This window comes from Corticibacter populi, from assembly GCF_004217315.1.
Lineage (GTDB): Bacteria > Pseudomonadota > Gammaproteobacteria > Burkholderiales > Burkholderiaceae_C > Lampropedia > Lampropedia populi.
Window position 1 is genome coordinate 625073 of record NZ_SGWR01000001.1, and the last position, 11766, is coordinate 636838.

Here is an 11766-nt window from a genome sequence, read left to right on the forward strand (position 1 = left end):
CGGCGAGAGTAGAGGAGCACTTTTGATACACCAATAACCTATGGTTCAGAACGGAATTTCGTCAGAAAAGTCTGGATGGTCGCTGCCCTCAGCAGCGGCAGCCTCAGCATCGGAATTGTTGCCTTTTCTAGGGCTACCCAACATTTTCATTGAATCACCGCGAATCTCAGTGGTGTAGCGATTAACGCCATCTTTGTCTTGCCATTTCCGCGTCCGGAGCCTGCCTTCGACATAGATGGAAGAACCTTTCTCAAGGTACTCACCAGCAATTTCTGCCAGCTTGTTATTGAATACCACGTTGTGCCACTCTGTCTGCTCTCGACGCTCGCCAGTTTCTCGATCTTTCCATGTCTCCGTAGTCGCCAGAGACACGTTGCAAACACGCCCACCGTCCGGGAATGTCCTTAATTCAGGATCTCGTCCAAGGTTACCGATCAGAGTAACTTTATTCAGCGATGCCATATCTACCTCCATTGCTAAGTTGAAAAATCATGGTGCTTTAAATGACTGCATTGATTGCACCGGTGTCAACGCAGTTTGATGGCGGAAGAAGTCCTCGCTATGATCCTGCTGCTGCCCATGTGGCCCACAACCCTGTGGCAGCAACTTCATCAACACCAACCTATGAGGACTTCTTCCATGAACACTGAAGACAGCAAAAACTCGCAGTACATCACCAAAGAGGAATTCGACGAATTCCGCCAGCAAACCTTTGAAGCCATTCGGTCATTGGCACTTTTCGCTAAAGGTGAGGCTGCATTGGGGGCCACTCCAGAGGAGCACTACGAACATGTGGGAAGGCTGTTATTTCGCATGAAGCCTTGATTTGAGCCCGGGAAGTGGGTGGTGAGCAGGGTCTCCGCTCAATACATCCAGCCACTTCTTTTCTGCCTCCTCATTTTTTATTTTCTCAAAATCATTCTTCATCTTTTCCAAAATTTCCTTGAACATCGAATTCTCATTCAACCCAACTTTCACGTAAAAGTCATATTTCTCCTTTCCATCGGCATACCGATGCATGGTCGAAGAAATCCAACGCAAAGTCTCTAATTGCAATTCAATGGGATGCTCTGAAATTGCCTGTCTGAATGCATCAAGATTTTTAACGGCAAAAGCTGTTACCAGCATCAATGGGTAATCGTCGTTCATAAAACCACTCCAGTTAATTAGCGTTGCGTGAACAATAAGCAGTGAACGAAAGTTCGCTTCTTGGATGTCAAAACAGGACCTGGCTCACCGCCATCCCGCCAGCGGCGATCTCGGCAACACCGGCGCCGGGTTCTCTCCAATCTTTTCCCGCAGACTCCGCAGCTCTTCGCGGCACTGCTTGTGCTCATCGTTGAGCACCTTGGCCTGGGACGATGCAACCTCGCACCAATGACGCAGGTCGCCTGAGTAATTCGCCCACACCTCGGCCGCATCCTCAAAACTCAGATGCCGCTTGCTGACACCACGCTCACGCCAGCGCAGGAACGTGTAGCCGCTCTCCTTGCGCACGTGCAGCATGAAAGCGATCTGCAGGCCTGGCACAGCCCTGGATGCCGCCACCAGGTCACGCATCTGACCTTCCAGCCTCTCTAGCCTGTCAACTTCCTGCCTCAGGGCCAGGTGCTTGCCCCTACCCGTAAAGGCCTTTGTGTCAACGCGTTCTTGACACTCAATATCTGCCGCAGCTTCGCGTGCCCATGCCGTCACATTGACATCAGGACTTCTGCGTTTCCGCTCTCGCGCCCCTTTCAACACCACAAGCCCTTTCATCGCCATCCCTTTCTCCACCCAGCCCTTACCCCTGCCCCAGCTTCGAACGCCCTGCCTCAAGCCATTGCGGCAGATTCCTGCCCATCCCGACCTGCCCCAGCGTCATCACCATCTGCCACTGAGGCAGCCTCCTGCTCGCCAGCCGCAAGGCGTGCCCCAATCTCCAGCAGCAAACGGCGCTCTTCCGGACTGATGCTGAAGCGGCGGCGAGAATGCGATGGGGCAAGCTCGGTCGTGAAGATCGAGGCCTGCACCACACCAAACACTTGCGTGACAAACTCCACGCGTTTTGCCGCAGCTTCGTCCGCATCCCGGACAGCAAAGTCACGACGACTGAGCGCAACGATTTCTTGACGAGTGAGCCATGTCGAAAATCGCTCCGTGCTGTTCCAAGTGCCACGGATCAAGCGTGTGACCCGCGCAATCAAGGCGCGAACTTCCTCGTCGGTTTTCAGGGACTTGCGCTCCAGCGTCTTCATCACGCGCACGAACAGATCGAAGTCCGCAATCAATGGGGCAACCTCGTAGCCGTAGGGCGAGCCAAACCCCAGGTTCACGCTGGCAGGCTTTTCGGAACGCACGATGGCGAAACTGATGCCTCGGCTGCGCGAGGCGCCGAGCAGTTCCTCACCTCTGCGCGTCTCTTCGACCACCAGCTTGCGAAGGTCTTCCATCGAATGTTCATGCCGCACAAGTGCCCAATCGGCATACGGGTTGTCATTGGCTGTGAGCAGCCACAGGTTGCGCAAGGCAGCCGCAACGCGCCGGCCGCCGATGATGGGCGCGGCCTCAGAACCAGGTGCGCGGCGACGTCCCATGAACATACGCACGGCCTCGATGGTGTGCAGTTCCATCTTGTCGACACCCTCGTCAACCAGACGGCCCAGCTCACCCAATGCCGCAGCCTCTGATGGTTTGACCAACACATCCGCGCCCTTGCGGGCAGCATGCTCGGCACGCATTTGTTCCAGGCGCTCCTTGCGATCTTCAAGCTCAATGACGCGGTCATAGAGCGGATCGTCTTCAGCAATTTCAGCCGATTGCAAGAACTTCTCTTCTTCTTCAATCGAGTAGCCATCGCTGAATGGAGAGTTGTCGGCGGTGAGAAACTCGATGCGGGCCGACAACCCCTTGGCAATGTCGATGTCAGACAGACGTTTTTCTTTCGTGGCCATGATTCAATTCCTTGGCAATGGGGATTAATAAAGTTCAGAGCGCGCAGATTCCATGGCCTGCGGGTCTGCATTCCAGGCATCCAGAAACGGAAACTCTTTCTGGCTCAGGCCAGGCAAACGGAAAGCATTGATGAGCGGTTGCCGCAACAGGTCAAGTACCGCATCGCGGTTGACGGCGACCATGGTTCGAGAATTCCTGTAGGGACGAACGGTGATGTAGCCAGCCATTGCCAGTTTTCCAATTGAACGCTGAATGCTTGTTTTAGCCACCGTCTTTCCAAGCTCATCAAAATGAAGATCACCCACTGTCGTTGCGCTTTCTTCCACGTCGCAGCGGTTCTTGATGAATATCCACAGTACTGCTGCGTCATTGAAATTGCGTAGGCGTAGCAACAGATGAATGAACAGGTCGTTGCCAGTTTGGTTTGCTGTTATCGATTCGCTCAATTCATTTCTCCTTTATCGCATTGACCCATTCAGGGTTACTTGGTAAGCCTTACCGGTTGACCCGTTCCGGGTTACTTGGCAAGCCTTGCCAGTTGACCCGTTCCGGGTTACTTGGTATGCCATACCGGTTGACCCATTCCGGGTTACTTGGTATGCCATACCGGTTGTCCCACTCCGGGACACATGCCAAATCATTTCCGCCTCCCAAAGTGATTGCGCAGTTCCTTCAGCTTTGACAGGTACTCCGCTTTGACCGCGTCATCCCCGGCTTCCTCAGTCCGTGATTGATCCACCACCGAGGCATGGGCATTCGCTTGCTGCTGGCGATCCAGCAACTTGCGTTGCTTCTCACGCTGCGTGGCAACCTGCGCGGCCAGCGCGAGCACGGCACCCTTCTGCATGGCTCGCTGCAGTCCATGCAGCCATCCGGCCGGGTTGTGGATCGTCTTGCCTGTGAGCAGTTGTCCCTGCAGTTCGTCGAGCAATGCCTGGCGGATGTCCGGCGCTGCACGAACAAGCACATCGTTGATGGACGGCAGGCAGGCGGATTCGATGCTTGGGGGATAGATCAGGTCTGCGGAAAGCGACGCAGCGTTGCACTGCGCTTGGCCCGGTCCGAAAGAATCTTCCAGACGACGACTACGACGACCTTCGTCGCGCCCATGTGCGCGAGTCGTTGTCGTAGTATTTGTAATACCTATTTGTATATGGGATGGCGATTTGGGCAACTTCAGTTTGGCGTTTTGGGCAACTGAGTTTGGCGATTTGGGCACTTCCAGTTTGGCGTTTTGGGCAAGTTGCCCAGCTCCGATCTTGGATACGCCGCTTTGATCGCTATTGCCCATCCCGTTCGGCCCCAGGTCGACGTGTCGATTTCCGACATGTCTGCCGGCCGCACGCGCAACAAAGTCGAGCATCAGATCTCCCCGCAGGAATGCGGGCCGCACAGGTCTGACAATGGAAAGTGACGCCACAGGTTGAAGGTCGAGAGTCCGCTGCAGTGCAGGTGCCGTCTTCAGCGACTGGATGCGGCCTCCCGTCCGACTGTTCGAAGGGGGCAATCCTGAGGCCCCAGCGACGTCAATGGCATCATGTCTGCGACCGGCTTTCAGTGCGTTCCTGGCCTTCAATGGTTTGATGGTCTGGCCTTGAAGACACACCAGCATGGCTGGCAGGTTGATGACAACCTTGTCCCTGCCAGTCTCGCGGATCAATCCTGCTCGTTTGAGACGGTCGCGTGCATTGCGCTGCGTCTTCGGCGTCAGGCTCAAGTCGCGCATGATCGTGTCTTGGGACACATGCATGATCTCGGCATGTACTTGCCCCCCGATCGCGGCTGTCCGGTGTCTGGCCAGCAGATAGCTCAGGTAGAGGCCACTGGCCGGGCTCCCGGTCAGATCCGCCAACGGCTTGTAGTAACTGATGCAGTAGGTAAACCAGCTTTGGGTTGATTCCAGCGTTGGTGCCAGGCCTGTGGTGTATCCCAGCAGCTCGGCGAGACGGGACAGACGCACGCGGTAATGCATGCGGGCCGGCTGGCCCTGCAGCCGTTCCTCGAGGACCATCGCATCAACGAGCAAGGCACGCACTGTTTCGAGCTCGCGTCGCCCAAGTGCGGTGGCGTCTTCCCACTGCTTGCCGGTCATGAAGAACCAGCCCTGATCACGCGGCCGGTCACGCAGGCTCTTGCGCATCCAGTACAAGGACAGACCGAGAAAGATGGCTGCCTTGTAGCCAAAGCCCTGGGCCAGCGTGGGATGGAACGCAACATAGCCGCGCTCGTTGAGATGAGAGAAGATTTCGCCGACAGTGCTGGCTGGTGTCGGCGATGAGATCGCCGAACCGCCCGTTGGCTGACGGTCGTGAGGTGGAGTAATCGCTGGCAGTGCCATCTCTGGATTCCGTCAGCGTTGCCCGCCCCGCATGGCCTCGGCCAATGGCCTGGCCTGGATTTGCAGCAATTCGAGGATGCGCTGTGTGTAGATGCGGTATCGGATCGACCGACCTGAGCGCTCCTCGATGGCAATGCCTTTGTCGGCAAGAATGCGACGGCATGTCTGCTGCTGCGCTCGGGTGATTCCGGTAGCCAGCTCGCATTCCGCCGCAGTCATTTCGATCACGACCTCTGCCGACGTGGAATCCAGTGCCACAGGGCGATTGAGGGCATGCGAGAGCCAGAGCGCAGCAAGCACGCTGCCGGTGATGTCCACGAAGGGCCGATGGATGGTGATCGGCACCTGGCCGAACCAATCCAGCAGCATGCTCTGCAGCACGTCATCTGGCGTAACGTCCGTGGCGAGCTCGAATGATGGTTTCAGGCCCGGCTGTGTCATGCGACCTCCTGGTCTGCGTTGAATTCATTGACCGTTTGCCAGAGCGCCTCGATCGTGTAGTCGGGATGCTCCATGTGCAGGTGATAAAGCTGCTCGCGCAGTCCTGTGTGGGCCAGCGAGATGCGATGCCAGTCCTGGTGGATCTCATCGCGTTCGGATGTCTTGGGCAGCGAGGTCCGACCAGGGCCGCGGGAGGGCCCAATCAACATCTCTTGCATCGCTCGCACATCGGACTGCGAAACGGAGAACAACTGGTTGACCATCTGTCGGCTGGCTCCGTGCTTGACGAAATACTCGAGCTGCTGTTGGGTACGGCGCATCGAATCAAGTCTCAGAAGACACGTGCGTACCTCATCCATGTCGATAGCAAAGAGCAGCGATCGGGCAAGGAATGGCGCGATATCGCTCAGGTCTCGCGCTGGCCGGCGCCGCAGCAGATCAATGGATGCTGCGTCACAGCCGTTGCGGAGCAATTCATCAAGCCCACTTTTTGTTTCGATTTTCTGGATTATTTCCAGCAAAACCAAGGTGACTATTGCTTGTGATGAGACAGTGATCGAGAGCATGGCCGGACTTTCAGGGCTCGACGTAGAACAGAGGCCGGTAGTCCACCTGAATGGGATTGCATGCACGCAGTGCAGCAAAAGCGGCAATCAAGTCATTGACGATGGGGCCCACCTGCTCATGCGCAAGGAGTTCCAAATGCTCCTGGCTGGAGGTCCATAAGCGGCCATCCGACACTTGTGCCCGCACACGGTCAGCGCACATTGCGGCCATCACGGCATCGCCGCCCTTCATGGCGTGCGTCCAGTTCGATTCAGGATCAACAGGAATGCGTGCTGCCAGCGCTGCGCAGAACTGGCCTGACTCCATGGCCAGGAACACCCACAAATGCTGGCGAAGTGCGGGAATGGGCTCGATCAGTTCCTCGCCTTCGAGCCGATCCAGCGCTTGCGGAATCTCCACGTAGTAACCCAGCGGCAATTCGGCACAGCCCACGAGGAAATCGTGGATGGGAACCAACTCATTGAGCGCGGTGATTGCCACATGCACGCGCTCCATGGCTTTATCGATAGCCGATGCGGAAACACCACTGGATTCATCCGATGTGCTTGCCGAGGCTGTCTGCAGGTTCTGCGTTCCCGCCGACTTCGGCACCGGAGCGAGCATCGGACCAAGCTGCCGCTGCGGGCCCATGCCACCATTTTCAGAAGCTGGCGGTTGTGGGGCTGGCACCGACGACTTCGGGCTAGGCGGGCTAGGCTTTCTTGCCTGCAGCAAATCCTGCATGCTCAGTCGAGGGTTCTGAGCCAGCGCTTCAGCAAGAGCCGTCAGCCTGTCCTGGTCGAAACCCAGCGCCCGTGCAACCTCTGATTGGAGGTTGGCCAGCAGATCATCGACATCCAGTGCGACAGGCTGGCGTTCGGCAGGATCGAGGTCTGCGTTGACCAGTTCGGTGGCCTCTAGGTCCTCGCCATAGATCCTGAGCTGGTCCTGGATGGCTTTGCGAACGGCATCTCCCTTGTCGAGTTTATTAGAGAGCTCCAGGTATGCAGCCAATGATGGCCTTATGACCATATTTAGCTCATCTGTCTTCAACCACGGCCCGATCGGTTCAAGATGCTCCACAGCGAACTCGAAGTTCTGGATCATCTTGATGCCATAGGACAGCCCCCGCTTCTTCAGCTCCTTGGCCAGTTCTCCAACCGAGACTGGTTTGCCATGCTCAGCCTCGTACTCCCTCTTGAAGGCAGCCACACCTTTGGCCTTCTCCCAAAACGAGATGTCTCCGCGGTTCTCGTTTTCGGACAGGTGGGCAGAGATCACTGCGGCCTCGCCCGGCCAGGTCTTGACCTTCACCATCAAGCGCGAAAACCGCATGTCGCCTTCGGCGAAGAGCTCCTTGGCGATCTGCAGCCGTGTGTTGCCGCCGCCGTAGGGGCTGTACGTCTTCACACCGGGCGGACGCGTCACAGAGATCATGTTGGTGATGCCATCCGCTCTGATGCTCGCCTTGATCTCGTTATAGCGAGGATTGGGCTTCGACCGAGGGTTGTACTTGTAGGGCTCAATGTCCTTGAGGTCGAGCCACATGATCGAATCATCGACATCCGCGTGGGCATCGAGGTCCTTGGTCGCGTTGCGTGCGTTCAGGCCGTCGAGCAGCGCATCTCGCGCGGCATTTTTGGCCTTGTCGTCCTTGCTCAAGGTTTGATCTCCAAGATTGAGAGCTGCCGCACGTGCTGCGGCAGTCAGCGTTTCGGGTGTTCGCATGGCCGCATCCCCTTAATCCTTCTGCGCTTGGGCAGCGTCAACCGCACCAGGCACATGGCTATGGTTGCGATGATTGGGGGCATAGCGGCCATCGAGTGATGGCAATAGCTCCCACATCAGGCGATGCATGACATCGCCACAACGATGTGGATCGATCCAGTGCACCGGCACGCGAGCTGTTGCCGCTTTTCGGAATGCCACTGCCGAAGGCACCTCTGTCTCCATGAGGTAGACATGGCCCGCCATGTTGGGCATCTGGTCGCGGATCAGACCGGTCATCAGCCGGCTGTCATTGGTGTTTTCGAACCTGTTGAGCAGGGCCTTGACGGGTGGGACATGCAGACCGAGGTTGGCCGCAGACTGGATGCGTTCGAGGAGGCGGTTTGTACCGGCCAAGAATTCGCGGGCGGAAATGATGTCCGGACTGGCCGGAGCAACGACGGTGTCGGATGCGACGACTGCGGCATCTTGCAGGTGCCCTACAGCGCCCTGTGTGTCGATGATGACGATGTCGTAGCTGCTGGCCATCAGCGACTTGATGGCCATGCGAATGCGGACGATGTAGTCCGGGTGCTGGAACATCCAGTCTTGCAGGCGTCCATCGGTCGTGTCCGACATGACGATGTCGATGTGGCCCGTTGTCTCGATGCGGGCTGCACTGCCGCTGAAGCCAGCCGGAGGCAGCTGCACGGTGGAAATGCAGTCCTCCTCGAGGTAGCCGCGAGTGATCATGTCGGTCAACCCACGGGGCGCGACATGGTCGATGACGAAGAACTTGGAGAGGGATGGTTGGACGTCTGCGTCGATGAGAAGGACGCGCAGACCGATGTCCCGAAACAAGCCCGCAAGATGGGCTGCGATGGTGGTTTTTCCGACCCCACCTTTGGTCGCTACGACTGAGAGAGTGAACACGCTGGACTCCTTTGAATGCACTCATACATTCAACGGCGTAGCAGTCTCAACTCATTGATTTCAAAGGATTACCAAGCTGTCGTTAAATATACATCGTATCTAGTAAATGAGGCTTTCAAAAAGCGGGGGATCCCCGCTGGTTCGGTCTCAACTACCTTGCCCAATGTCTACGTCCAGCAAAGCTTATATATCCTCATGCTGGCCAGGCCTCGCCGCAGCTGCGGGCGGCTTCGCCGGTGCCGTTCTGGCCGTCACCATCGCCTCCTCGAACACCGGTGCGTCCAGCAGGTCTGCCGCATCCTCGGCGCTGACCCGGTTGGCCTTGCGGGTTGCAACAGGTTCAGCCGGCTGACGTTCCGCTGCTCCATGCTTGCCCGAACCAGAAACTGCTGCAGGCTTGGGCTTGTTGAAGGCCGGCTCGCGCACGGCGGCGGCCTTGTTGAAACTCGGCTCCTTCACGGAAGGTTTGGAAACTGGCGCATGCTCGCGCTTCTTGCCCGAACCTGATTCAGCCTTCTGTGTGCTGGTCTGTGTGGTGACTTCGGCATGACCTTGTTCGGTGTTCAGGACACCATCGTCAGCCGTTGCTGCAGCGCCTGCAGGATCTGGCTCTTCCTGGACGGATGCCCCATCCTTGGATTCCTTGACCTCGATGTAGCCCTGCATCGGCTCCGGGTAATGCTCGGGATCTGCGAACACTTTTGCAAGAGGAAACTTGAGCATCGAGAGCGAATGCGTGTAAGCGCCCTGCTCCTGGCCGTCTGCGGCCTGGCCATGCACGGCGACATGCCAGATGGCCTGGCCCGAGTGCGGGTTGCGCTCGATGAGGCCATAGTCCTGCCAGGTGTCGAACAGCCGATCGTTCTTGGTCTCACCCGGCACGGTCTGATTAGGTAGCTTGGCCAACTGCTCATCGCCCCAACACGAGGCGCAATCGAGCGAAGGGTTCTACGTGACCTCCATTGGCTTTTCTTCAAACCATGCAGAGTGAGTGGTACGACAGGTCAATGAAGCAGCCTCCAGCCAACAGCCGGCCGTTTGATTTCAATCTTGCTTAATCTGTTTGTTATGTTATAACATATCAATGCAAACTTGTTCCAATGGTGTTGTCGCACTTTCCAGGAGATTGCCATGCAACTAACAGCCAATCAACAGCGCGTGCTAGACACGCTTGAGCGAGCCGGTGGGCCACTTAGCGCCTATGCCTTACTCGACCGCCTGCGCGAACAAGGCTTCAGTGCACCGACACAGGTGTACCGGGCGCTGGAGCGTCTGGCCGGGCAGGGTTTGGTGCATCGGCTGGAAACCCTGAACGCATACGTCACCTGTACCCACCCCAATGAATGTCGGCACGGCATGACCGCGTTCGCCATCTGCGACAACTGTGGACACATCGACGAGTTCGTGGACATTGACCTTGGCCGATGTCTGGGCCACTGGATGAAAAACAACGCCTTCTCCATGCGCGACAGCACGATCGAGCTGCGCGGGCGTTGCGCCAACTGCGCCAGTCAGCCGCAAGCCGCAGCGAGCTGAACGCAGGCACCGATTCCTTTCCCTGATTCCTGATTCTTTCTTTTCCTACCACGATGAATACCCAGGCCTTGAATTCCACCATGCCCAGGAAACTCCCTGTCACCGTCCTGTCCGGCTTTCTCGGTGCCGGCAAGACGACCCTGCTCAACCACATCCTCAACAACCGCGAGGGCCGCCGCGTGGCGGTCATCGTCAACGACATGTCAGAGGTCAACATCGACGCCGACTTGGTGCGCGACGGCGGTGCCGAACTGTCTCGCACCGACGAGAAGCTGGTCGAAATGAGCAACGGCTGCATCTGTTGCACTTTGCGCGAGGACTTGCTGGTCGAGGTCGATCGGTTGGCGCGCGATGGCAAGTTCGACCAGTTGGTCATTGAATCGACCGGCATCTCCGAGCCGCTGCCGGTGGCCGAGACTTTCACCTTCGAGGGCGAGGACGGCCGCAGCCTGGGCGAGGTCGCGCAGCTCGACACCATGGTGACAGTGGTTGATGCCTTCAATTTCCTGCGCGACTATGGCTCGCGCGACAGCATCAAGTCGCGTGGCGAGTCACTGGGCGAAAAGGACGAGCGTACGGTGGTTGACCTGCTGATCGACCAGATCGAGTTCTGCGACGTGATCGTGTTCAACAAGGTCGATCTGATTAGCGATGCCGAGCGCGAGCGCCTGATGGCAATCCTGCATCGCCTCAATCCGCGCGCCCGCATTGAGGTCTCGGAATTCGGCAAGGTGCCGCTCAACCGCGTGTTGAAGACCGGCCTGTTCGATTTCGATCAGGCTGCACAAGCGCCGGGCTGGCTTCAGGAACTGCGCGGCACCCACACCCCGGAAACCGAGGAATACGGTATTCGAAGTTTCGTCTATCGAGCGCGCCGCCCTTTCCATCCACAGCGATTCTTCGACTGGGTGCAAAGCGAGTGGCCAGGTGTGGTGCGCTCCAAAGGTTTTTTCTGGCTGGCCAGCCATCCGTCGCTGGCAGGTAGCTGGTCACAAGCGGGTGCGGTGGCGCGACATGGTCCCGCCGGCTATTGGTGGGCGGCTGTGCCGCAGGAGCGCTGGCCACAAGACCCGGAATCGATCGCCCTCATCCGTGCCAAGTGGGACCAACAGGTGGGCGATGCACGTCAGGAATTGGTACTGATCGGCATGAATATGGACGAGCCTGCACTGCGCGCGCGTTTGGAGTCCTGCCTGCTGACCGACGAGGAAATGGCCCAAGGTCCATCGACTTGGACGACTTGGCACAACCCCTTTCCTGATTGGTCCTGATGACAAGCCCCTCTCCCCCGTGCTTCGAGCCGGGTGGGGAACGACGCCCCACCTTACACA

The 11766-nt window shown here is 57.6% G+C and carries 15 protein-coding genes; 4 read left to right on the forward strand and 11 right to left on the reverse strand.

Translation table 11 applies throughout. The features are described 5' to 3' along the window. Positions 1-45 precede the first annotated feature (45 nt). A complete protein-coding gene (gene ssb / locus EV687_RS02825; RefSeq protein WP_122227132.1) occupies positions 46-462 on the reverse strand; it encodes a single-stranded DNA-binding protein in 417 nt (138 codons plus the stop codon). Between the two features lie 41 nt (positions 463-503). Between ssb and EV687_RS18865 the strand changes: the two genes are divergently transcribed. Further along, on the forward strand, positions 504-650 hold the full coding sequence (locus EV687_RS18865) for a hypothetical protein (protein ID WP_162846531.1): 147 nt from the start codon (positions 504-506) through the stop codon (positions 648-650). Next, positions 640-825 carry a hypothetical protein gene (locus tag EV687_RS02830; protein WP_130466426.1) on the forward strand — a complete coding sequence of 62 codons (186 nt, stop codon included), beginning with the start codon at positions 640-642 and terminating at the stop codon, positions 823-825. Before EV687_RS18865 ends, EV687_RS02830 begins: the two co-directional genes overlap by 11 nt. On the opposite strand, the gene EV687_RS02835 is transcribed toward EV687_RS02830, so the two are convergent. The 10 genes from EV687_RS02835 to EV687_RS02880 form a co-directional block, all read right to left on the reverse strand. Next, positions 805-1149 (reverse strand): hypothetical protein, encoded by a 345-nt coding sequence (locus EV687_RS02835; RefSeq protein WP_130466427.1) that lies wholly within the window; start codon positions 1147-1149, stop codon positions 805-807. The genes EV687_RS02830 and EV687_RS02835 overlap by 21 nt on opposite strands. Positions 1150-1233: 84 nt before the next feature. Next, positions 1234-1560 carry a hypothetical protein gene (locus EV687_RS18870; protein ID WP_122226350.1) on the reverse strand — a complete coding sequence of 109 codons (327 nt, stop codon included), beginning with the start codon at positions 1558-1560 and terminating at the stop codon, positions 1234-1236. A gap of 254 nt (positions 1561-1814) precedes the next feature. After that, positions 1815-2933 carry a PFL_4669 family integrating conjugative element protein gene (locus EV687_RS02845; RefSeq protein WP_122226351.1) on the reverse strand — a complete coding sequence of 373 codons (1119 nt, stop codon included), beginning with the start codon at positions 2931-2933 and terminating at the stop codon, positions 1815-1817. Between the two features lie 24 nt (positions 2934-2957). After that, positions 2958-3380 (reverse strand): hypothetical protein, encoded by a 423-nt coding sequence (locus tag EV687_RS02850; RefSeq protein WP_130466429.1) that lies wholly within the window; start codon positions 3378-3380, stop codon positions 2958-2960. A 191-nt stretch (positions 3381-3571) separates the two neighbouring features. Beyond that, a complete protein-coding gene (locus EV687_RS02855) occupies positions 3572-5272 on the reverse strand; it encodes a hypothetical protein (protein ID WP_122226352.1) in 1701 nt (566 codons plus the stop codon). A gap of 12 nt (positions 5273-5284) precedes the next feature. After that, on the reverse strand, positions 5285-5713 hold the full coding sequence (locus EV687_RS02860) for a hypothetical protein (protein WP_122226353.1): 429 nt from the start codon (positions 5711-5713) through the stop codon (positions 5285-5287). Then, a complete protein-coding gene (locus tag EV687_RS02865; protein ID WP_122226354.1) occupies positions 5710-6279 on the reverse strand; it encodes an STY4526/YPO1902 family pathogenicity island replication protein in 570 nt (189 codons plus the stop codon). The genes EV687_RS02860 and EV687_RS02865 overlap by 4 nt, the downstream gene beginning before the upstream one ends. Positions 6280-6289: 10 nt before the next feature. Beyond that, a complete protein-coding gene (locus tag EV687_RS02870; RefSeq protein WP_122226355.1) occupies positions 6290-7987 on the reverse strand; it encodes a ParB family protein in 1698 nt (565 codons plus the stop codon). Between the two features lie 12 nt (positions 7988-7999). Next, on the reverse strand, positions 8000-8899 hold the full coding sequence (locus tag EV687_RS02875; protein ID WP_122226356.1) for a ParA family protein: 900 nt from the start codon (positions 8897-8899) through the stop codon (positions 8000-8002). 183 nt (positions 8900-9082) lie between these two features. Further along, on the reverse strand, positions 9083-9781 hold the full coding sequence (locus EV687_RS02880) for a hypothetical protein (RefSeq protein ID WP_122226357.1): 699 nt from the start codon (positions 9779-9781) through the stop codon (positions 9083-9085). Positions 9782-10030: 249 nt separating this feature from the next. Here EV687_RS02880 and EV687_RS02885 point away from each other — a divergent pair, with 249 nt between their 5' ends. Next, a complete protein-coding gene (locus EV687_RS02885; protein WP_122226358.1) occupies positions 10031-10435 on the forward strand; it encodes a Fur family transcriptional regulator in 405 nt (134 codons plus the stop codon). 80 nt (positions 10436-10515) lie between these two features. Continuing rightward, positions 10516-11706: a zinc metallochaperone GTPase ZigA gene (gene zigA, locus EV687_RS02890; protein WP_122227134.1), complete on the forward strand. Its 1191-nt coding sequence runs from the start codon at positions 10516-10518 to the stop codon at positions 11704-11706. Positions 11707-11766: the final 60 nt, after the last annotated feature.

Coding starts and splice junctions, on each gene's coding strand:
- ssb (WP_122227132.1), bottom strand. CDS start 462: ATGGCATCGCTGAATAAAGTTACTCTGATCGGTAACCTTGGACGAGAT.
- EV687_RS02885 (WP_122226358.1), top strand. CDS start 10,031: ATGCAACTAACAGCCAATCAACAGCGCGTGCTAGACACGCTTGAGCGA.
- EV687_RS02865 (WP_122226354.1), bottom strand. CDS start 6,279: ATGCTCTCGATCACTGTCTCATCACAAGCAATAGTCACCTTGGTTTTG.
- EV687_RS02870 (WP_122226355.1), bottom strand. CDS start 7,987: ATGCGAACACCCGAAACGCTGACTGCCGCAGCACGTGCGGCAGCTCTC.
- EV687_RS02845 (WP_122226351.1), bottom strand. CDS start 2,933: ATGGCCACGAAAGAAAAACGTCTGTCTGACATCGACATTGCCAAGGGG.
- EV687_RS02835 (WP_130466427.1), bottom strand. CDS start 1,149: ATGAACGACGATTACCCATTGATGCTGGTAACAGCTTTTGCCGTTAAA.
- EV687_RS18870 (WP_122226350.1), bottom strand. CDS start 1,560: ATGCGTGACCTGGTGGCGGCATCCAGGGCTGTGCCAGGCCTGCAGATC.
- EV687_RS02855 (WP_122226352.1), bottom strand. CDS start 5,272: ATGGCACTGCCAGCGATTACTCCACCTCACGACCGTCAGCCAACGGGC.
- EV687_RS02860 (WP_122226353.1), bottom strand. CDS start 5,713: ATGACACAGCCGGGCCTGAAACCATCATTCGAGCTCGCCACGGACGTT.
- EV687_RS18865 (WP_162846531.1), top strand. CDS start 504: ATGACTGCATTGATTGCACCGGTGTCAACGCAGTTTGATGGCGGAAGA.
- zigA (WP_122227134.1), top strand. CDS start 10,516: ATGCCCAGGAAACTCCCTGTCACCGTCCTGTCCGGCTTTCTCGGTGCC.
- EV687_RS02830 (WP_130466426.1), top strand. CDS start 640: ATGAACACTGAAGACAGCAAAAACTCGCAGTACATCACCAAAGAGGAA.